Annotated in this window: 14 protein-coding genes; 5 read left to right on the forward strand and 9 right to left on the reverse strand. The window is 47.0% G+C overall.

The window, feature by feature from the left end; genetic code table 11:
- Window positions 1-18: 18 nt before the first annotated feature.
- Both OEZ43_10745 and purB read right to left on the reverse strand, forming a co-directional pair.
- The gene (locus OEZ43_10745; GenBank protein MDH5546063.1) at window positions 19-330 is read right to left on the reverse strand and encodes a hypothetical protein; all 312 of its coding nucleotides are present in this window, start codon (window positions 328-330) and stop codon (window positions 19-21) included.
- A gap of 142 nt (window positions 331-472) precedes the next feature.
- A complete protein-coding gene (purB, locus tag OEZ43_10750; GenBank protein MDH5546064.1) occupies window positions 473-1,855 on the reverse strand; it encodes an adenylosuccinate lyase in 1,383 nt (460 codons plus the stop codon).
- 217 nt (window positions 1,856-2,072) lie between these two features.
- Between purB and acnB the strand changes: the two genes are divergently transcribed.
- Entirely contained in the window at window positions 2,073-4,631 is a 2,559-nt protein-coding gene (gene acnB, locus OEZ43_10755; GenBank protein ID MDH5546065.1) for a bifunctional aconitate hydratase 2/2-methylisocitrate dehydratase, read from the forward strand.
- Between the two features lie 47 nt (window positions 4,632-4,678).
- Here acnB and hflD read toward each other — a convergent pair whose 3' ends face one another.
- Together hflD and mnmA are read right to left on the reverse strand one after the other, a co-directional pair.
- On the reverse strand, window positions 4,679-5,296 hold the full coding sequence (gene hflD, locus OEZ43_10760) for a high frequency lysogenization protein HflD (protein ID MDH5546066.1): 618 nt from the start codon (window positions 5,294-5,296) through the stop codon (window positions 4,679-4,681).
- A gap of 20 nt (window positions 5,297-5,316) precedes the next feature.
- Window positions 5,317-6,432 carry a tRNA 2-thiouridine(34) synthase MnmA gene (gene mnmA / locus OEZ43_10765; protein ID MDH5546067.1) on the reverse strand — a complete coding sequence of 372 codons (1,116 nt, stop codon included), beginning with the start codon at window positions 6,430-6,432 and terminating at the stop codon, window positions 5,317-5,319.
- A 155-nt stretch (window positions 6,433-6,587) separates the two neighbouring features.
- Here mnmA and OEZ43_10770 point away from each other — a divergent pair, with 155 nt between their 5' ends.
- Window positions 6,588-9,458: an EAL domain-containing protein gene (locus OEZ43_10770; GenBank protein MDH5546068.1), complete on the forward strand. Its 2,871-nt coding sequence runs from the start codon at window positions 6,588-6,590 to the stop codon at window positions 9,456-9,458.
- 84 nt (window positions 9,459-9,542) lie between these two features.
- Here the strand turns inward: OEZ43_10770 and OEZ43_10775 are convergent, their stop codons facing one another.
- Window positions 9,543-9,797, reverse strand: coding sequence for a cold-shock protein (locus OEZ43_10775; GenBank protein MDH5546069.1), 255 nt, complete (start codon window positions 9,795-9,797; stop codon window positions 9,543-9,545).
- A gap of 451 nt (window positions 9,798-10,248) precedes the next feature.
- On the opposite strand from OEZ43_10775, the gene clpS reads away from it, so the two are divergent.
- A complete protein-coding gene (gene clpS / locus OEZ43_10780) occupies window positions 10,249-10,569 on the forward strand; it encodes an ATP-dependent Clp protease adapter ClpS (protein ID MDH5546070.1) in 321 nt (106 codons plus the stop codon).
- Window positions 10,570-10,600: 31 nt separating this feature from the next.
- Window positions 10,601-12,877, forward strand: a complete 2,277-nt coding sequence (gene clpA / locus OEZ43_10785) for an ATP-dependent Clp protease ATP-binding subunit ClpA (GenBank protein MDH5546071.1) — start codon at window positions 10,601-10,603, stop codon at window positions 12,875-12,877.
- Window positions 12,878-12,921: 44 nt separating this feature from the next.
- On the opposite strand, the gene OEZ43_10790 is transcribed toward clpA, so the two are convergent.
- From OEZ43_10790 to OEZ43_10800, 3 genes are all read right to left on the reverse strand, one after another.
- Entirely contained in the window at window positions 12,922-13,119 is a 198-nt protein-coding gene (locus OEZ43_10790; GenBank protein ID MDH5546072.1) for a hypothetical protein, read from the reverse strand.
- 90 nt (window positions 13,120-13,209) lie between these two features.
- Entirely contained in the window at window positions 13,210-13,650 is a 441-nt protein-coding gene (locus OEZ43_10795) for a cyclic nucleotide-binding domain-containing protein (protein MDH5546073.1), read from the reverse strand.
- Entirely contained in the window at window positions 13,643-16,309 is a 2,667-nt protein-coding gene (locus tag OEZ43_10800) for an MFS transporter (GenBank protein ID MDH5546074.1), read from the reverse strand. Before OEZ43_10800 ends, OEZ43_10795 begins: the two co-directional genes overlap by 8 nt.
- A gap of 702 nt (window positions 16,310-17,011) precedes the next feature.
- Here OEZ43_10800 and cysG point away from each other — a divergent pair.
- Window positions 17,012-18,424: a siroheme synthase CysG gene (cysG, locus tag OEZ43_10805; protein ID MDH5546075.1), complete on the forward strand. Its 1,413-nt coding sequence runs from the start codon at window positions 17,012-17,014 to the stop codon at window positions 18,422-18,424.
- Between the two features lie 228 nt (window positions 18,425-18,652).
- Here the strand turns inward: cysG and OEZ43_10810 are convergent, their stop codons facing one another.
- Window positions 18,653-21,796 (reverse strand): PQQ-binding-like beta-propeller repeat protein, encoded by a 3,144-nt coding sequence (locus tag OEZ43_10810; GenBank protein ID MDH5546076.1) that lies wholly within the window; start codon window positions 21,794-21,796, stop codon window positions 18,653-18,655.
- Window positions 21,797-22,072: the final 276 nt, after the last annotated feature.

Below are 22,072 nucleotides of genomic sequence, written 5' to 3' on the forward strand. Positions count from 1 at the left end.
TGGACTGGTTGAACCAGCCTAATTAGTGAGATCGGAATAGGCGGCTTTTTTCACGACCGAATGAATGACGCGATCGTTCTCGAATACCACGATAAAGCTGTCATAGACCCAGCGCGAGATAGCGGGTTTGCCGACAGGATCGCTCTTGGCGCGGGGTTTACCAAAAACCTGTTCGACGCGTTCAGCCGTCATGCCGGCATTGGGGCGAGGAATACCATCCAGAGTATTGGGTGGCTCAGTGTTTATGCCTTCCAGCAGTAACTTGTCTGCGGTTGCGGTACCGGACAAAAGAAAACTTTGTAATAGAAATATCCACAGCATCTTTTTCATGTGCTTTCTCCCCCTTTGCCACGTACAGTTCAGGTTTATTCCCTGGTGCGTGGGCCGGATCTGCGGTCTGGCCCTGTTTTTCGGGTTCTGGACCGGACGAGTTTCTGCTATTTATAACAATACCGCCGCCAGTATTGGCGATTTAGCTTTCATAGTCCTTAATCGACTGGGCCTGGTATACCGCGTTTCCGATATAGCTCGCAGGGCTCATCTCCATCAGGCGCGCCCTGGCTTCTTCCGGGATATCCAATGTGGCGATAAAGGCCTGCATTTGCGCCTTATCTAAACGCTGACCGCGAGTGAGTTCCTTCAGTTTCTCATAGGGGTTGGCAATGCCGTAACGGCGCATAACGGTCTGAATCGGTTCTGCGAGTACCTCCCAGTTTTCATCCAGATCCTGGGCAATACGTTGCGCGTTGACCTCCAGCTTACCTATGCCTTTGAGCGTAGACTCATAAGCAATTACCGAGTGGGCAAGACCTACGCCCAGGTTGCGCAACACTGTCGAATCGGTCAGATCACGCTGCCAGCGAGAAACTGGCAGTTTGGCCGCCAGGTGTTCGAAGATGGCATTGGCCAGTCCCAGATTACCCTCAGAGTTTTCGAAATCGATGGGGTTTACTTTGTGCGGCATCGTTGACGAACCCACTTCGCCTTTCACGGTTTTTTGTTTGAAGAATCCCATGGAGATATACGACCAGATGTCACGATCGAAATCGAGGACAATAGTGTTAAAACGCGCTAATGCATGAAAATACTCGGCAACGTAGTCGTGTGGCTCGATTTGTATCGTGTAGGGGTTCCAGTCCAGTCCCAGATTGGTAACAAAAGCCTCCGCGAAACCCTGCCAATCGACTTCGGGATAGGCAGAAAGGTGAGCGTTGTAGTTACCTACAGCGCCGTTGATCTTACCCAGGATTTGTAAATCTTCCAGTTGTCGCTGCTGACGCATCAGGCGATAGGCAACATTGGCCATCTCTTTGCCCACTGTTGTCGGAGAGGCGGGTTGGCCATGAGTGCGAGACAACATCGGAATATCCGCATATTGCACAGCCATATCGCTTATGGCATCGATCACCTTTTTGCACAGCGGTTTGATGACTTCATCCATTCCGCGTTTGAGCATCAGACCGTAGGAAATATTATTGATGTCCTCTGAGGTACAGGCGAAGTGGAAAAATTCATTAATTGCTTCCAGTTCAGCGTTGCCTTTAATTTTTTCCTTGAGGAAATATTCCACTGCCTTAACGTCGTGGTTGGTCGTTCTCTCGATGTCTTTTACGCGTTGTGCATCTGCTTCGCTGAAAGCCGTAACGATGTTGTCGAGTGCGGCATGGGCAGACTCGCTTAGGTCCGGGACTTCGGCGATAGCCGGGTTTTCCGACAAGGCCTGTAGCCAGCGTACCTCAACCAGTACTCGATGGTAGATCAGACCATATTCACTAAAAATAGGCTGTAACTGGTTGGTTTTATTGCCGTAACGGCCATCAATCGGTGATATTGCAGTTAGTCTGGACAGTTCCATGGGCTCGCTATGTCGTTGCTTGGTCAGGAAAAGGGCGAATTCTATCGCAGATAGCGCCTGAATTTAACCAGAATTCCACCGATATAGACATGTTGAGCGATATTCCATAGCTGGTGCCACTTAAAATCGCCATGGCAAGCGCCGCTAAAACAGGTACAATGCGCGGTTATCCAAGCTATTGAATAAACGTTAAAAGTATACGGAAAGAGGTGTAGATGTGTTAGAAGCCTATCGCAAGCATGTTGAAGAAAGAGCAGTAGATGCACTGCCACCGCGTCCCCTGGATGCGGAACAAACCGCTGCATTGGTGGAATTATTGAAGAATCCGCCAAAAGGGGAAGAAGACACATTACTGGAATTATTCATTCATCGGGTTCCACCGGGGGTGGACCAGGCAGCCTATGTCAAAGCAGGCTTTCTTACCGCCATCGCCAAGGGCGAGGTCAAATCACCTCTGATCGATCCAGCCAAGGCAGCGGAATTACTCGGTACCATGCTCGGTGGTTACAACATCCAACCGATGATCGATTTGCTTGACGATAAAACGCTGGCGCCTATAGTCGCCAAAGGTCTGTCAAAAACACTGTTAATGTTCGATGCCTATCACGATGTCCTTGAGAAGGCCAAATCGAACCCTGTAGCCAAGGAAGTGGTTGATGCCTGGGCCAATGCGCAATGGTTTACCAATCGTCCAGAGCTACCTGAGGACATCACGGTTACCGTGTTCAAAGTGCCCGGCGAAACCAATACTGACGACCTTTCTCCTGCCTCTGAGGCCTGGAGTCGTCCGGATATTCCGCTACATGCCAAGGCGATGCTGGTAAGCAAAATGCCGGATGGTCTGTCCACGATTGAAAAACTCAAAGCCAAGGGACATCCATTGGCCTTCGTAGGCGACGTGGTCGGTACCGGCTCTTCACGTAAATCGGCCATCAATTCCGTTTTGTGGCATATGGGCGACGACATACCTTACGTACCCAATAAACGGCAGGGTGGCGTGGTATTAGGCGGCAAGATTGCACCCATATTTTTCAACACGGCTGAAGATTCCGGCGCTTTGCCCATTGAATGTGATGTGTCAAAACTGAACATGGGCGATGTCATTACGATTCACCCATACAATGGCAAGATCACTAATGAAAAAGGCGAAACCGTTTCCACTTTTGAAATTCGCCCGACGACTTTGCCTGACGAGGTGCGCGCAGGTGGTCGGATTCCGTTAATCATTGGACGTTCACTTACGGATAAGACCCGTGAAGCACTTGGGCTTCCTGCATCTGATATCTTTCGTCGTCCTGTTGCTCCCGTGGAAAGCAAAAAAGGTTTTACTCTCGCACAGAAAATGGTTGGTCGCGCCTGTGGCGTGAAAGGCATACGCCCCGGGACATATTGCGAACCACGCATCACTACCGTAGGTTCTCAGGATACCACCGGTGCGATGACGCGTGACGAACTCAAAGAACTCGCTTGTTTAGGTTTCTCTGCCGATCTGGTAATGCAGAGTTTCTGTCATACGGCGGCTTATCCCAAGCCTGTGGACATACAATTACAGCATTCCTTACCCGATTTTATCCAAACCCGTGGCGGTGTTGCTCTGCGCCCTGGCGACGGTATTATTCATTCCTGGTTGAATCGCATGATATTGCCCGATACGGTTGGTACCGGTGGAGATTCGCATACACGATTTCCAATGGGGATTAGTTTTCCGGCAGGTTCAGGTCTGGTTGCTTTCGCCGCCGCATTGGGCGTAATGCCGCTGGATATGCCCGAGTCGGTTTTAGTCCGTTTCACAGGTAAATTGCAGGCGGGTATTACCTTGCGCGACCTGGTACACGCCATCCCCTATTTTGCCATCAAGCAAGGCTTACTCACGGTGGAAAAAGCGGGTAAGAAAAACATCTTCTCCGGTCGTGTATTGGAGATAGAAGGGCTTGAGACACTGAAAGTAGAACAGGCCTTCGAACTGGCCGATGCGTCGGCAGAACGTTCTGCCAACGGTTGTACAGTTAAGTTAGACAAAGAACCGATCATCGAATATCTGAATTCCAACATTACCTTATTGAAGTGGATGATTGCCGAGGGATATGGTGATGTACGTACTCTTGAACGTCGCATAGAAGCGATGCAGGCCTGGCTTGAAAAGCCGGCATTGCTCGAAGCAGACAAAGATGCAGAATATGCGGCGGTGATTGAAATCAACATGGATGAGATCAAGGAACCGATCCTGTGTTGTCCAAATGACCCCGATGACGCGAAGACATTGTCCGATGTGGCGGGTGAAAAAATCGACGAAGTATTTATCGGTTCTTGTATGACTAATATTGGCCATTATCGCGCAGCGGGCAAGGTGCTGGAAGACGTTACTAATGTACCGACTCGCATGTGGATTGCACCACCTACACGTATGGATCAACACCAACTGACAGAGGAAGGCTATTACGCTATCTTTGGCAAGGCAGGTGCTCGTACGGAAATGCCGGGTTGTTCCTTGTGTATGGGTAATCAGGCGCGTGTTGCAGACAATGCTAAAGTGGTGTCGACATCGACGCGTAATTTCCCGAACCGACTGGGCAAGAATGCGGATGTTTATCTTGCATCAGCAGAGTTATCAGCAGTTGCTGCGAGACTGGGCAAGATACCTACAGCAGCGGAATATATGCAATATGTTGGTAGCATCGCCGCCATGTCTGACAATATCTATCGCTATATGAATTTTCATGAAATAGCCGAGTATAAATCGATTGCCGATAAGGTGATTCCGATCGCTCAGGCCTAGAACGAAACAGTTTCCCGCGTCAGATCGTGGCGCGGGAAAGATGTTTTCTACATCGTCTGTAAAAACCCCTTCGCCTGTTTCAGGATTTTTCCACGGCTAAAAATCAATTGCCAGCGGCGTCCACCTTTTTGTCGCCACAATACTGCTGAGCGCATCAGCGCCAGGAGCAGTGTGCGAACTTTTTCGGCATTATGGGGATTGGTGAGATAACCCTGTTCACCTGCAACCACGATGCGTGGCTGCATAGTACTGATGGTTTCCGTATAAACACTGGCGAGGTTGGATACGATATTTTCGTGCATAGGACCGAAGCTTTCCGCCTGACGTTGCACGCGTTCTATCCCTGCCGAGAGTTTATCGAGTAAGTTGCGATCCTTGGCTAGCTTTCTTTCAAGATGAGCGATGCCCAGGACATATCTCGCAATTTCCATGTCGCGTTCTTTATTAAGCGAATCAAACAAGGTCGATAGAACCATCATTCCTTGACGTATACTTTGGACACCACCATAAACGTCTTCAGTTGTCTTTGCATCTGAATTCAGAACACTTTTGACCGCTGTTTCAAACTGAGATGCATCGGCCATCCCCGTGCGTGCGATTTGTCTAACTAAATATCCTGCCTGAAACATGCCTGCGAGGGCGATCAAGCTGTCACGACTAGCCATCTTTTTTTGATGTTCTCCGTCTATTGATAAATGATGTCTTTTACGAAATCGATTACGCCACCACCAAGACATACATCGTCCAGATAGAATACCGCCGATTGACCAGGCGTCATTGCCCGCTGCGGTTCGTCAAACTGAACAATATAATGTTCACCTTGTTTTTCCACGATAGTACATGCCTGGTCGTCCTGACGATAGCGGGTTTTAGCACTACAACGAAGTGGTAACTGAAGTTCTTCACCGGATATCCAGTTCACATCGATTGCTTTTAACTCCCGGCTGTAGAGGAGGGGGTGATCATGCCCCTGAGCAATTACCAGAATATTGTCCTGTATACGTTTGCCAACCACGAACCAGGGATCTTCACCGCTGTCCTGTCGCCCACCTATGCCAATTCCTTTGCGCTGTCCGAGGGTGTAATACATCAACCCCATATGTTCTGAGACAGTTTTACCATCCGGTGTCTGCATTAATCCGGGTTGTGCCGGGAGATATTGACTTAGAAACTCGCCAAAGTTTTTCTCACCAATAAAACAAATACCGGTGCTGTCTTTTTTGCCGGAATTCTGGAAATGGTATTGTGTTGCGATGTCTCGTACTTCCGGTTTATGCATCTCGCCCAGAGGAAAAACACTTCGCGACAACTGATATTGATTAAGTGCGTGAAGGAAGTATGTCTGATCTTTGTTCAGATCAACGGCTTTTTTTAAAACCTGGAGTCCGTCCTGTTCTTCCAGTCGCGCATAATGTCCTGTTGCAATCTTGTCGGCACCAAGCTCCATTGCCCGGTGAAGAAAGAGATCAAATTTTATTTCCTTATTGCACAAGACATCGGGATTCGGGGTACGTCCCGCTTTATATTCATCGAGAAAGTGCGCGAATACCCTGTCCCAGTATTCCGGTGCGAAATTTTCCGTATAAAAGTCAATTTCCAGGCGCTCTGCGATATGTCCCGCGTCTTTGAGATCCTCCTCAATAGGACACTGGCCGTCTCCTTCAAGGTCAACCCAATTCTTCATGAACAAACCGGCCACTTGGTAGCCTTGTTGTTTTAATAGCAAGGCAGAAACTGACGAATCTACGCCGCCGGAAAGACCGACCATAATAAATTGTGAATGAGTAGAAGAAGACGACATGATGATATGAAGGACAAAAGAATTTGTGGCGAAACCGGCTTCGATTTCGGGAGTATACCAAAGTCACGCAGTAGCTTCGATAAATAGTTTCTAATTCCGAGTGGACTCAGGGGGATTTTAGTCCTACACTTTTGCAACATCCCCGGTAAAAAACAATGATGACACCCAAAGTAATCAGTATTCGGCAACGGTTTTTGGTTATTATGTCCTTGTTCGTCGGAATACTGCTGGTTGCCACCTTATATACCTCTCACCAGTCGAAAGACTCTATCAAAAAGCAATACGAAATTGCCCATCGGCAAAACCATTTGAGCGACGTACTGAGTCTCCTTTCTGAGAACCTACTGCAACTAGGTGTTTCTATTTACCAAAAGTCGTTTATTAGTGACCACATTGATCAAAAAGAGATCCATTCGCGCATATTGCGCGTTAGAGAACTTGCCGCAGAACTGGAAGACCCGAGCAATGTCGCCCTCCAGGAAAGAATTCAGACCCTCAGAGCTACACTGGACGTTATTTTTGATCAGGTTGGGACGCTTTTAACGGTTCAGAAAGATGTCGAAAAACGCTTTTTGGCCATGCCTATCATGTTAAACGACCTTCGGCCGGCAAATGTGGATTTTATGACGGCCGTTGTCGATGGACTCAATGATTTGCGGGTAGAGCGAGGTAATGATGAAGCTTCGGAATTATTTCGCGACATTCGCTATGAATGGTCACAATTAATCAGTTCAGTACGTGTTTTCGTAGCTAATCGTCTCGGTGCATTTGGGCCACCAGAGCTTTCAATGGAGGCCTCTGAGAACAATCGAAAAGTTTATGCGGAATCGGTTGCACTGGCATTAGTAAAGCTTGAAACGCTGAAGAAGCAGGGGCGTTTGGGGATAGTGCAGGAAAATGCCGTCGAACGTATGCGTAAGGCATTCGATGTTTATAATGTAAAGTTCAAACAAGTACAGGAAATCTATTATTCCGAAACCTGGCGTGCCGATCATTCTTTGATGCGCGACGGGATCGACCCCATGCTCAATACCGCGATTGGTATTGTCAACGATATGCGCGCCATGCTTTCCGGAAACGTGGTTGAGGGGATAAGTCTCATCGAAGAGAGTACAGCTACTTTTTCTGAGACGATGTGGCTGGTGCTGGCATTAGTATTACTCGTGACTTTTATCGCCTATATTGGGTTTGAGTTACTAATACGCAGACCGCTTACGCAGATCGGTTTAGCCCTGGTTGCTGAAGGAGAAGGTAAAAAGTTTCAGCCTGCTCTTAGCCATCGCATATTAGAAACACAATTTCTTATCGATGCACTTGCGCGTATGCGTTCCCAGGTCCACGCGCGTCAGTTACGCCTCCAGTCTATACTCGACAATGCCGGTGAAGGCATTTTAATTATCGATAAGCTTGGTCGGATCGAAAGCCTGAATAAGGCTGCGGAAATCGTGTTTGGCATGGACGAAGCCGAGATTGTTGGCAAGGGCGTAACCACCGTTATTCCTGCGTTTGAATCCATACGCAATCACAAAGATGCGGGCATGATGTCGGTATTGAAAAATCGAACCACCTTGCACCCGGAACAGGAAATAGAAGGCGTTAACAGCAAGATGGAAAGCTTTCCCATGTCAATACGCTTGGGGCGCGTATTGTTGGAAGGCGAAATACTTTACGTCGCGCTGGTATCAGATATTAGCGAACGCAAAGCCATGGTTGATCGACTCAAACAGCTTGCTGAACGCGATTCTCTGACAGGACTTTACAACAGACATTTTTTTATCGACGAACTTGATCGTGCGATTGAGCGCAATTTGCGCAATGAAAAACTCGACATTGCGCTGCTATATCTCGACCTGGATAATTTTAAATACGTGAACGATACCTTGGGACATGTGGCTGGGGATAAGGTGTTGACCGATGTTTCCGACGTTCTGATTAATCGTGCACGAGGAACCGATTTGGTAGTGCGACTCGGCGGAGACGAATTTGCCATATTGCTGTATAACTCCAGCGCGAAAGAGGCATTGGTGGCAGCTGAAGCATACAGACGGCATCTTAGCGAATTTATATTTAACTATGAGGGGCAGATACTGGACATTGGTTGTTCTATTGGCATCGCCTTACTTGATGGGAGCATCAAAAACAAAGAAGAAATATTGTTACGCGCAGATCTGGCCTGCCATATTGCCAAGCGACTGGGTAGAAATCGAGTTTACTTTTTTGAGGAAAAAGACAAACAGAGCGCCGACGCCATGTCACTGGATATGGGATGGGCCCGTAGGATAAAGAACAGCATTGAGAACAATTTGTTTGTCATGGATTGCCAGCCCATTATGTCGTTAAAGTCACGACAGATTACCTCACACGAGGTATTGCTGCGTATGAAGGGCGAAAACGGTGATCTGATTATGCCATCAGGATTTTTACCCTCTGCTGAACGTTTTGGGCTAATTCAGGAAATTGATCGTTGGGTCATTCGTCATAGTATGCGTCATTTAATGCGCAATGAAGGTTATTCAGGTCGACGCTACGCAATCAATTTGTCAGCAAAATCTATCGGTGATCCGGAGATATTGGAACTCATACAGACGGAATTGGATAGGAATGCGGTCAATCCGAATAACGTCGTTTTTGAGGTCACCGAAAGTAGCGCGATTCAGAACATCAACGCCGCTGCGGAATTTTTAGCAAAACTTCAGGAATTAGGATTTAAAACCGCACTTGACGATTTTGGTGTCGGATATTCATCGTTTTCATATTTAAAAGATCTCGCCGTTGATATCGTCAAAATTGACAAGTCATTTGTACAGAATGTAACGAATGATAAGGTTAAAAGGGCGATTGTTGCCTCAATGAATGATGTAGCACACGCCCTGGGTAAAGAAACTGTGGCAGAGTTCGTGGAAGATAGAGAAACCGTGGAATTTCTCGCTTCAATCGGAGTGGATTATTGCCAAGGCTATTACATAGGTGAACCTCGCAAGACCATTAGAGACAATCACAAGGACAACATTGTCTATCTAAACTAGCAAAATGTAGAAAAAGAAGCCTCAACCCCTGTTTAATCAAAAGCAGGGGGGTTTGTGATGTCGGCTATCCTAAGTTAGCTTGGATTACTGTATGGTCGCGTCAGCAGCTTCGGTTGTATTGCTGATTGCCTCGCCGCTTGCCATTTGAATTTTCGTCGCCTGTAGACCACGCGGTCCATCGATAAGATCAAACTCTACCTTTTGCCCCTGCTTTAGTGTTTTGTAACCTTCCATTATTATTGCAGAGAAATGCGCAAAAACGTCTGAGCCCCCTCCTTCTGGTGAAATAAAGCCGTAACCTTTAGCATTGTTAAACCACTTAACTGTGCCTGTTGCCATGGCAATTCGCCCTCCTTAATCCTTCTTAATTCTTCCCAGCGCCAACCTATCCCTCAAAGAGAGATGCAATTTAACGCCCCACTTTTCTTATTGAACTTCTTAAATAAGGCCTCACATAAAACTTTATAATGATGAGCGTCTAAGTCAAGTTTTTTCTTGTTTTTTCGGTAGCTTGCACATAAATAGGCTTCATTGGCGCATTTACCATTTTGATAATAGTGTTATAAATATTAAGTTAAACGGAATTAAGGTCTGGATTTCGGATCTAGGCTAGAATGTCGTTGAAATATTATTGGTCTAATTGCAGACACAAGGGCTTAAACTGATGGAATATTTGTGATTATGGTCAACCAATAGGTGGTAATATCGCCCTAACGCGCTGTATTGGCAGATAATAAAATTGTTATTAAATGAAATGTAATTTTTTTGATTTTAACTAAACTTCATGGCTATGAGTGACGATCAATATAACGAACACGACGGAGACTTGCAGGTCCAAGAAGCCAAACCGGCTCTAAAAAGACCTTCAATGTACAAGGTCGTACTACTGAACGATGACTTTACTCCAATGGAATTTGTGGTTCAGGTTTTGGAAAAGTTTTTCGCTATGAACCGCGAAAAGGCAACGCAGGTAATGCTGCAGGTGCACACGCAAGGAAAAGGGGTATGTGGTGTTTTTACCAGGGAAATCGCAGAGACCAAGGTAGCACAGGTTAGCGATTTCTCGAATCGTAATCACCATCCGCTTCTTTGTGTAATGGAGAGAGCCTGATCGCAACTACTTATGACGACTGGAAGCCAAAATGATCAGTAAAGAGCTTGAATTTTCCTTAAACCTGGCGTTTAAAGAGGCACGCGAAAAGCGTCACGAATTCGTGACGGTTGAGCATCTCTTATTGGCTTTGTTGGACAATCCAGCCGCAGCCTCTGTATTAAGAGCCTGTGGCGCAGATATGTCTCAGCTTAAGCAGGATTTGACCGTGTTCGTGGATGAGACAACACCACATCTGGTACACGATGATGAACGTGAGACACAGCCTACGCTTGGCTTTCAACGCGTATTACAACGCGCGGTGTTTCAGGTTCAGTCTTCCGGCAAGAAAGAAGTGACCGGCGCAAATGTGCTTGTCGCTATTTTCAGTGAGCAGGAATCTCAGGCAGTTTACTTTCTGAATAAGCAAAACGTCACAAGACTTGATGTAGTCAACTATATCTCCCACGGGATCTCAAAGGTCCATGGTGATGAAGAGGACCAGAGCGTTTCCCCTGCGTCTGAAGAAGATAGTGGCGGTGAGGGCAGCACTGCGAAATCACCGCTTGAGAGTTATGCAACGAATTTGAATGAGCTCGCCAAGAAAGGTGAGATCGATCCTCTGATCGGTAGAAAAGAGGAAGTTGAGCGCACGGTACAGGTGTTGTGTCGTCGTCGCAAGAACAATCCACTGTATGTGGGTGAGGCCGGTGTCGGCAAGACAGCCATTGCAGAAGGCTTGGCAAAGAAGATCGTCGACAAGGAAGTGCCTGAGGTGCTTCAGGACGCCACGGTCTACTCGCTCGACCTTGGAGCCTTACTTGCTGGCACAAAGTATCGTGGTGACTTCGAGAAGCGCTTAAAGGCTTTATTGAGTCAGCTCAAGAAAGAAAAAGGCGCGGTCTTGTTCATCGATGAGATCCATACCATTATCGGTGCCGGTTCTGCTTCCGGGGGCGTAATGGATGCATCTAACCTGATTAAGCCTATGCTTGCTTCAGGTCAATTGAAGTGTATCGGTAGTACAACATATCAGGAGTACCGCGGTATTTTTGAAAAAGACCGTGCACTGGCACGCCGCTTTCAGAAAATTGATGTGGTTGAACCGACGGTAGATGAAACCGTGCAGATTCTTAATGGTTTGAAGTCGCGTTTCGAAGAACATCATGGTGTTCGTTACACCAAGCAGGCATTGCAGACGGCTGCGGAACTGGCAGACCGTTATATCACTGACCGCCAACTGCCGGACAAGGCAATTGATGTAATCGATGAGGCGGGTGCAATACAGCGTTTAATGCCTGTATCCAAGCGCAAGAAGGTCATCGGTGTTGGTGATATTGAGCACATAGTTTCCAAGATTGCACGGATTCCGCCCAAGAGTGTTTCCCGTTCTGATACTGAGCTGTTGCGTCATCTTGAGCGCAATCTGAAAATGGTGGTGTTCGGACAGGATGAGGCAATAGATCAGTTGGCAACAGCGATCAAACTGGCCCGTTCCGGCTTAGGTGCAGAACAAAAACCAATAGGTTCTTTCCTTTTCTCAGGTCCAACAGGGGTAGGTAAGACTGAAGTCACGCGCCAACTGGCTTCTGCACTGGGTATCGAACTTATTCGTTTCGATATGTCGGAATACATGGAACGCCATACGGTATCTCGACTCATCGGCGCGCCTCCCGGTTACGTAGGGTTTGATCAGGGCGGTTTGTTGACGGAAGCGATTAACAAGAGTCCGCATGCGGTACTGTTACTCGACGAAATCGAAAAGGCGCATCCGGATGTCTTTAATCTGCTTCTTCAGGTAATGGATCATGGAACCCTGACGGATACCAACGGGCGTAAGACGGATTTTCGTAATGTGATTATCGTGATGACAAGTAACGTGGGTGCTGAGTTGATCAGTCGTTCTTCGATTGGATTCTCTGAGCAGGATCACTCTACTGACGGTACCGAAGCAATTAAACGCACGTTTACACCAGAATTCCGCAATCGTCTCGACGGTATCATCGCCTTCAAACCGCTTATGCCGGATACCATCGCCAGCGTCGTCAGCAAGCTGCTGGTGGAACTGGAAGTTCAGTTGGAATCTCGCAATGTCACAATTGAAGTCGACGATGAAGCAAGAGTTTGGTTGGCAGAGCATGGTTACGACAAGATGATGGGCGCCCGACCAATGGCTCGCCTGATTAAGGAAAACATCAAAAAGCCACTTGCCAATGAGTTGTTGTTTGGAATTCTGGCAGATGGTGGATTGGTAAAAGTCACTGCTACTGACGAAAAGATCGAGTTGGAATACGAGCCAAGAAAGAAGGCTGCTTCGGAAAAAGCTTGATCGATAAAATGCAATATAGGAAGGCGCCTCTATGGCGCCTTTTTTTATTCTGCAACGGTGAATTCAAAAGGTTCACTTAATGAACCATGATTGAAATCGCCATAATACACATCCTCATTGCGGTCACGTGCATGTATCCGCCAATTGTAATATCCACCGGGTGTCAACAGACCTGGAGGCAGGGTGAGCGATGGTTGTGCAAGAAGTTGGCTGGTGTATATGACTTTTTCGCCGTCCCACACATCACGTATGTAAACCTGATACCATTTTGCATCCGGTACAGGTGTCCAATGCAGAGTCGCTGAGGAAACTATTGGCGGTTTTGCGCGACATTATTGTTTTTCCACTTTATTTGCGCGACGCAGGCGCAGACTCAGACTCTTTAACATTCCAAGCGCCAATTCCGGGTATTGAATGATCAGCGTGCGTAGTTTTTCCTTGTTTAAGGAGAGTACGGAAGTCTCCTCCAGTGCGTGAGCAGTGCCGGAACGGGGTTGTTCGTCCAGCAATACCATTTCGCCAAAACATTCTCCCGGTCCAAGTAAACAATAAAAGCCCTGCTCACTACTGCTGCCATCGAAAGAGATACCTATTTGGCCTTTTTGAATGAGGTACATCTGTTCACCGTAATCTCCCTGAGAAAATATTACATCATCCGTGTTGAACAGCTCTTCATCCAATACTCGGGCGACCACGGCGAGATCTTCCGTTCTGACACTGGAAAATATTTGCGAGTTTTTGAGTACTAATACCCGGTCAAAAATATCAAGCATAGCGTTCTCCACTATCTTGACCTGGATTGAAGCTGTTTAGACATCCCCACATCCAAGGATCGGATAAGGGACTGCATTGTTGTTTCATTTTATCCAAAGTCCATGTATCCCGGCTGTGTATTTTCTCACTGATGTCGTAGATTCTGCCGACGGAGTCTATCAGTGAATTGGCAGACGGTTTGTCTCGAAATTCCAATAAGGTTTCCATCGCACTCTCAATAACATCTCGGCTTTTTGAATTAATGCCTGCAATGACTGATTCCACTAGATTCACGTCTTCAACGAATCCCGCTATGCGTAAAGAAAGTAGTAACATGTCTTCACACCGTTCATTCAATAGCACAGGTAAGAGACTGCGATAATCATCATGTGTCTTCAACTGCTGTATGATAGCTTCATGCATCTCGGCATAGGCTTTGGTCTTGGAGACCGCCCATCGGTAGAGTTGTTTGTATTCATCGGTTTTTGGTTCTTTTTGCATAATCACGTCAACAATACTTTCTAAGGCGCGTGGCGGAAGCGGCGTCGATTTAAGCCACGCAACCAATGATGCCGCACTAAAGCCTCTATGAAAAAGGCTTACCGCACTTTCGCGACGCACATCGGGATGTGGGTCACAAAGCTTGCCGAGTAACAACTGATATCGCTGCTCCCAATCGAGCTGTGTGGCAATGCGCGCCGCAATTTGTCTGGCACGTGCATCATCGCTAGAGAGTAGCCTCTTTACAATTGCAGCGATCTTTTTATCGTTTTCCAAGGGCATTTGACTGATCGCCCGTGCAGCCTGTCGTTGTACGCGTCGATCTGGGTGTAACGTCAACTCAAAGAGTCGTTCAAGGTGTTCTACGCCGTTTAGTCTTATCACGAGTTCCAGCCCAGAAAGGATCTCACCAGGATTGTCCGCATATAACAATTCAAACCACGCATGTTTCGCCTGGTCTCGGAGACTATGTAAATCGTTTATCAATGCACCATAAACTCCGGTTGCGACCATGCGTGGATTTGTACTATTCATGGCAGCGTTGATCTCATCGAGCATCGAAGCGCCATAGCGTCTGAACTGGTGGCGAACGATGGTAGCCTGTAAATGGACATCGCCCTGTAAATGTAGCTCTTCCAGTAATCGTTGGTGGTTGGTGTCGATGTAGTCGAAAAGAAGCACCATTAACCTGTCTTGATACGGCGGAGAAAAGCTGCGTACTACGGGCAAGACCAGCGATAATGATTCTCTACCTAACACCCGCACGAGAGTCTTACAGGCTGCAAAACGGATCTCTTCGTCGTCCAGCATGACCCCTTTTTTAAGCATTTCCAGGGTTTCTGAGTGTTTGTCACTGGCAGTGAAGATGCTGCGGTCGGGGACGTAGACTTTCTGTCTAAGATTAGCAATTAGCGTTGGCGCATAGGCCCGGTTCATTTTGTAATTACTAATTAGAAAACCAAGTGAAAACACGAGACCAGCGATAACAAGCCCGATGTCCCATTGCAGAGACTGCAGGCCATATAAAACCAGCCCGGAGGCGATTAGGGCGAAGGGTAGAATTAACCCTACCGAAACTGCTCTTATGCGTCCCTGAACTTGCCTTGGAAAGGCCGTATAGAAAATACTCTGCACCGGATTGCGAAACACCGGCATGATGACGTCACGAGCAAAATAGGCAAATGCTGCCATAGGCAATACAAACCAACCCAGCAGACCGAGATAGCTGATGCACAGCGCAAATGGAAAAATCAGGTTGACCTTTTGTACGCCGAAGCGACGCATCACGCGATTGCTGGCAACTAATTGTAAGACCAGCGCCAGCGCAGCATTTACCGCTAGCAACAGGCCAAGAAACGCAGCAAGCTCAGATTCCAATGCGAAGGCTTCAGTGAATATTTTGTTTCCGGTATAGGTAAGGACGTAAAAAGAAATAACCATAAAGAAAAACGCGAAGCCCATGGTGGTCAACAAAGCTGACCTTGTTGCGTAAGCTATTCCTTCACGCAAATGAGAAACTGCTTCGCCCAATAAGTTTTGGCTTTTTCGACCCGGACGGAAGTAGGGTGAGGCACCGTTCTTTTGGTGATAACGGTTAACCAGTGAGGCTGCCAGTACGAAACAGCCAAACCAAATGAGCAAGGTATGATGAATATCCAGTACAGGGCTGAGAAGTGCTAGCAACACTCCACCCACTATAAAACCCGCTTGTGATCCGGCAAACACAAGAGGCAATAGGCGTTTGACTTGTTGCGTGGAAAAGTTCTGTGTCACGTACATCGAGAGGTGGAGCAGGAGGACTTCTGAAACGATTTCATAGACGACGTAATAGACCGGGTAAATCGTATCGGTCACGTGTCTTGCCATCACTAGCCAGCAAACCAATAGCGTTGTGCTGGTCAGATAGAGAAAACGGGTCAATAGTTTATTCGAGGAAATCTGATCTACGACGGCGGTGTAAATTAGGAACACCAGTATCAGCACCAGTCCGTTGATAGAGAATAGAATGGGGAGAAATTCTATTCCGTAACGTTTGAGAAATAAGACATCGACCGAGCCTCTGCCCAAAGAAAGGCCACAACCAACAAGAAAAAATACGAAGGCAAAATACTGCACCGCACGCCGCTCGTTTGGGCGTATCAGTAGTCCCTCATATAACTTGTTTGTCCCGGATTGCATGATTCCTATTCTATACGTAACTACGCAAAATCCCACAGCTTTTGCGTCCATACTAAATCTGTACCAGTTGGGTAACAATTTAGGGGATGAGATGGAAGTTTTAGAATTCGATAGTAGAGCAACAGGACGCGTGTCATCTACATACCATCCCGCGTTGAAAAGTGCAGGGGAAGTCCTAGGTAAAAAGTTTCGTGGAGTAGGCTCGACGCAATACTGAGCTGGTGGCTATGAAAGCAGGAACACTGATATGTCTCCGAAGATTTTGGCTTGCCGGGTTTTACCTCTCGATGGGGACGAATTGCAGACGAAGACCAGGAATTATTCATAGAAACTACGCTCGAATGCGTATGGTTTCATCTGTCCACGCCTCGTGGGGTGTCATTCACCAGGGCAAGGACGATTTCCCTGGTTAGATCAAGAGGCTACAGGGATGAAGGGCGTGATTATGGGAGATCGGCCGCATTTGTCTGTGTAAACAGGAAATACCCACCTATGGTGAGTGCGACGAAAGTCAGGAAGCTGCTTAATAGCCTTCGACAAGGCCTTCTAACATATGGAAATTGCCAATGTTTTGTTATTAAGTGCGGGCTTGCTTAGTAAACAATATTAAAATTCCCTAATATTTTGATTACAGGCATTCAGCCCACAGGCATTTTCCTCTAGAATATCGACCGGTTTAATTGTTGCTATTGGTTGATCGAGATGGAATTTTTCCCCGCTTTTTTCAATATTAGAGGTCGTCCCTGCCTGGTGGTAGGCGGCGGCGAGGTGGCTTCGCGTAAAGTAAAACTGCTGTGTGATGCTGGTGCAAGCGTCAAGATAATTTCTCCTGAGATTTGCAATGACTTACAGGCCAGAATCAATTCGGGAGAAGTCAGTCTTATTGCTCGGGACTACCAGGAAGGTGATTGTTGCGATGTGGACATTGTTATCGCCGCCACCGACGACATGACCGTTAACCGCAAGGTCTCAGAGGAAGCTAAGGCGGCCAATATTCCGGTCAATGTCGTCGATGCCCCTGAACTCTGTAGTTTTATTGTGCCTTCGATTATTGACCGATCGCCCGTTATGTTGGCGGTATCCTCTGGCGGGAGTTCTCCGGTTTTGGCAAGGTTATTAAGGGCCAGGCTTGAAACACTGATACCGGCTTCCTATGGGCGTTTGGCGATCTTGTTGAAATCCTATCGAGAAAAGGTCAAAGAACGTTTCAATACCGGAAATCAACGTCGCCAGTTCTGGGAAAAGATTCTACAGGGCCCACTAACCGAATTAATGTTTTCTGGCCAGGAAAACAGTGCCCGTAAATTGCTGGAAGAGGCGATTGAAAAAGGTGAGGGTGCCATTGGTGCCGATGGAGAAGTCTACCTGATAGGTGCCGGACCTGGTGATCCTGACCTGCTAACCTTTCGCGCTTTACGCCTGTTACAACAGGCCGACGTTATTGTGTATGACAGACTGGTTTCAAAACCGATACTCGAACTGGCGCGCAAAGATGCCGATCGCATTTACGTAGGTAAACGCAAAGCCGATCATGCCTTGCCACAAGATGAGATCAATCTGTTACTGGTCAGACTGGCGAAAGAGGGTAAACGCGTTGTTCGCCTGAAAGGTGGCGATCCGTTTATCTTCGGACGCGGTGGTGAGGAAATCGACACCTTAATGGACCACGGCATACGCTTTCAGGTTGTTCCTGGCATTACCGCTGCTGCTGGTTGTGCTGCCTATGCCGGTATTCCGCTTACCCATCGTGACTATGCGCAGTCGGTTGTGTTTGCAACAGGGCATTTGAAAGACAACACAATTGATCTGGACTGGAATGCGCTAGTTCAAAAACAGCAGACAATAGTTTTCTATATGGGGTTAACCGGGTTGACGGTTATTTGTGAACAGCTTACTCAGCACGGTATGCCTGACTCGACACCGATTGCCCTGGTGGAACGCGGCACGCGCCACGATCAGAAAGTCCATATTGGCACGCTGGCCACCATGCCCGAACTCGCGGCGGGCAAGGATATCAGGCCACCTACCTTGATTATTGTTGGTCATGTGGTCAACCTTCATGAGAAGCTTTCCTGGTTTGATCCAGCAGAAGTCAGCTTTGCTGACGATCTCTAGTGAATAAAGTCTATTGTTTTACTTATTCGTCGACGTGACGCCTACAAGCCCGCGTCGCGTCGGCGCAATTCCCCATAAGAACAACGCTTCTTTCTGACGGCATTACGTACCGTGAAAGCGGCAGGTGTCCCTGACCACGTTCGTCACTATAGAGAATTAGCGTTACATAAAAAAATGAGGGGCATTGCTGCCCCTCTAGTATCCACGGATCTAATGGAATTCTCTAAACTAATCGAAATGTGCCGGGTATCCTACAGAGAACGACGTGCTTTCCCCTGAATAACGATCGGCGATATGAACGCCGTACTCGTCTCCTATGTAGACAATTCCGTCTTCAGCATCAATCGCCATCGAGTAAGGGCGGTTGAATGCTGGGATACTGTTACGTCGAGCATACACAACACCGTCTCTATCTCCTGTCGAAGGTTCAACCGACATCACGGCGTTTAAATCATTGTCTACTGTGTATAACATTCGAGTGGATTTATCGAAGCGCAAATCTTGAATGTCATCGAAATTCACGCCCCAGCCGATTGTATAGTCCTGATCGGTAATCTCGTCATAATAGTAACCGGAAACAATCTCCGCGTTTGGCGTCTCAGCATTGAGATCTATTTCCAGGACTTTCTCAGAATCGTCCAGCACGTACAGCAAGCCCTTTTCTTCATCAAGAGCGAGTGCAGTAGGATTGGACAACCAGTAATAATCGTTTGGAACGCTATCTTCATCATCTATATATCCATATACGTAGGTGCGATTTCCATTTGTGAGATCGATTGCAAAAATGACATCGTCGCCTGAATCAGAAACTAAAAGACGATTGTGCGTTTTATCCAACACGATATCCTGCGGTCGGTCAAAACTCGATCCTTCCCCGACATATTCCCCAGTATCGTAATCATATCCCGAAAATATGGAACGATTGCCGGTATCCAGATCGACCTTGAAGATTGCCTCATAGTCCTCATCCGTTACATACGCCATATTGGCGTCTACATCGACGACAAAATCATTGAGGTCATCAAACTCAGGACCATCACCGACACCGTTACCGGATAGTATTGTTCTTTCGCCAGCTGAAAGGCTAACCTGGAACATTACGGCTTGACTTTTATCCAGACCAACCAGCCTATTGTGTACCTTGTCCAGTTCCAATTCGTCGGCACTGAACGCCGGACCGGTACCAAGAACGGTGGCGTAAACAGTCGTTCGATTACCGTTTACGGGATTGATACTAACTATTTTGCTTCCATACGACAGAATGGCGATTATTTGATTTGTCGCTTGGTCAAAATGAATTTGCGTCATGTTTAAAAGTGAATCGCCAGTCCCTCGGCTGTCACTACTGATCACACTGCGATTTCCGTTACTAATATCAATTGCCAGAATGCGATTTTCATTCGGTTCCATTAAAAAGACGCGGCCATTGATGGAATCATTCTCGAGCAAGCTTGAATTCGCGCCGAATGATTCACCACTACCAATTTCATCAAACTCCGAAACCGTTGTACGGTTTCCCGTTTCGATATCAACAGCTACCAGTCGCTGTGATGATGAGTCATAGACGTAGATAACTTCACCGTTGACTGTTAGTCCTGAGGGCGCAGAAAACGCACCGCCAGTTCCGTATGCTGCATTCGATACAAAGCGTCGTTCACCGGTGGAACGATTAATGGCGGCGACTGCGTTATTCGCGGCATCAAGATAGATGATATCTTCTCCGAGTATAGCCAGTTCCTTAACTGAGTAAAGAACCAATCGGCCAACCTGATTGTTTGCAATAATCTTGGAAGTGTTATCTGCAAGAAAATACGATCTTAATTCATCGTTTATCCAATCTATTGTCAATAATCGGTCATTCACATCGTCATATACCAGATCAGAAATATATGTACTCGTTGGCGGCGTTTTACTTGTACGATTGCCAGTTTCCAGATCGACCTCTATGACGCTGCGATACCAGTTACCGAACCAGACTTTACTTCCATCCGAACTGGCTGTCATACCATATCCGCTTGACCAATTACTTCCTGTGCCAATACCATCTGCTGAACTCGAGAGTATTGTTTTTTCGCCATCGCTTATTGCAACGCCTACCAATTTATTTGAATCAGACACTAAAAGCGAACTCGCATCCCCAGACATCACCATATCAGCTGGGTTACTAAAACCACCGGTCAGCTCAACACGGTCCCCGATCACAGTAGTTTCTGTAGCAGATAACAGAACCTCTACAATTGTTGCACTCGATCCACTTCCACTCAGAACGAACAGTCTATTGCTGTCGGCGTCATGAGCGAGTGCACGTGGCGAAATTGTTGGACCAGTTCCTACTGAGCCACTAGAGAGAACAGTCCGATCTCCACTCGTTAGGTCGACTGCGATGATATGTCCTGAGTAATAGCCGGCAACCAGCAATCGAGTATTTGAAGAATCGACAACCATGTCATAGATCGAACCAAAATGTGTTCCTGCACCAACAGACGGGGAGGACAAAATTCTACGTTCCCCTGTGCGAACATTAACTTCCGCAATGCCATTTCCGTTGTCATCGGCTATATATGCCTTTTGAGATTCTGGGTCGTAAGCGATACGTTTTGCATAATTGCTGATATTCGGTCCGGCCTGAGATTCAGATGACACAATTTCGCCATCGCCGGTTCCCAGGTCGATGCTTTTTAAGTCGCCTTCGTTAGTATCAACAAATATTATTCGGCCTGTGGCTTCCTCACGCACCATTGCACCTATGCGACCCACATAAATACTTTCGTTGTTGCTATAGGAATAAATCTTTTCCCCAAAACCGGTTGTTGGATCGATAGAGTACATGCCACGCAGTGAAGAATCCGCCACCAGCGCTCGGGAACTACCTGGTAAGTACGAAATATCCAATACGTTTTTGAGTAAAACGCCTTTATTTATAACCGTAACTGTTTCGCTCGTAATACCTTTGGTACCATTTGCGTTGGTTATTTCCACCTTTAGGGTGTTTTCTCCGAGGGTCAGCGGTACTTCTGCCACCCAGTTTTGGAAACTGTTGTCGCTTTGTGCTTCAGACGCATTGACCTTAATGGCAGTAATCTGGCTACTTTTCTCACTTATGCCTGAGACGCGTAAGACATTGGTGGCGACTATGGCATTATTGTAGGGGAAGGTTATGACCGCCGGAGAAGTAGTTAAGCGTCTGACTGATCCAGATCCGGAAAAGCCACTACTACCACTACTACTATTCCCGCCACTGCCACCACCGACGGTTGAGCTTGTTCCAGGACTTGTCGTATCCGATACATCAACTGTTGTGGCTTTACCACAAGCTAATAGCAGCACGGAAATTAGACTGGTTAAAATTAATGATGCGAAAGTATTCTTCACAACCCACTCCTCTATAACTAGGCTTTTTTAGAATTATATAATTGACATGCCAAATGGAATGTCAACAACGTGGGAATACAACAGGATTCTACGAAACCAACCCCCCCCCAATGCAAGAGCAGCTAACCATAACTCCCGCCCAGAATTTGGTCAACAACTTCTCATAGACAACATTAATATATGCTCCTATTAGTGCGGCTAGTATGAATTAAACAGATCCGTTCCCGCTTGAAGTGTCGCCAAACCAAGACGCTAAGACACTTCGCAAAGTAGGTT

This window comes from Gammaproteobacteria bacterium, assembly GCA_029881255.1.
Lineage (GTDB): Bacteria > Pseudomonadota > Gammaproteobacteria > S012-40 > S012-40 > JAOUMY01.

Coding starts and splice junctions, on each gene's coding strand:
- OEZ43_10745 (MDH5546063.1), bottom strand. CDS start 330: ATGAAAAAGATGCTGTGGATATTTCTATTACAAAGTTTTCTTTTGTCC.
- purB (MDH5546064.1), bottom strand. CDS start 1,855: ATGGAACTGTCCAGACTAACTGCAATATCACCGATTGATGGCCGTTAC.
- hflD (MDH5546066.1), bottom strand. CDS start 5,296: ATGGCTAGTCGTGACAGCTTGATCGCCCTCGCAGGCATGTTTCAGGCA.
- mnmA (MDH5546067.1), bottom strand. CDS start 6,432: ATGTCGTCTTCTTCTACTCATTCACAATTTATTATGGTCGGTCTTTCC.
- OEZ43_10770 (MDH5546068.1), top strand. CDS start 6,588: ATGATGACACCCAAAGTAATCAGTATTCGGCAACGGTTTTTGGTTATT.
- OEZ43_10775 (MDH5546069.1), bottom strand. CDS start 9,797: ATGGCAACAGGCACAGTTAAGTGGTTTAACAATGCTAAAGGTTACGGC.
- clpS (MDH5546070.1), top strand. CDS start 10,249: ATGAGTGACGATCAATATAACGAACACGACGGAGACTTGCAGGTCCAA.
- clpA (MDH5546071.1), top strand. CDS start 10,601: ATGATCAGTAAAGAGCTTGAATTTTCCTTAAACCTGGCGTTTAAAGAG.
- OEZ43_10795 (MDH5546073.1), bottom strand. CDS start 13,650: ATGCTTGATATTTTTGACCGGGTATTAGTACTCAAAAACTCGCAAATA.
- OEZ43_10800 (MDH5546074.1), bottom strand. CDS start 16,309: ATGCAATCCGGGACAAACAAGTTATATGAGGGACTACTGATACGCCCA.
- cysG (MDH5546075.1), top strand. CDS start 17,012: ATGGAATTTTTCCCCGCTTTTTTCAATATTAGAGGTCGTCCCTGCCTG.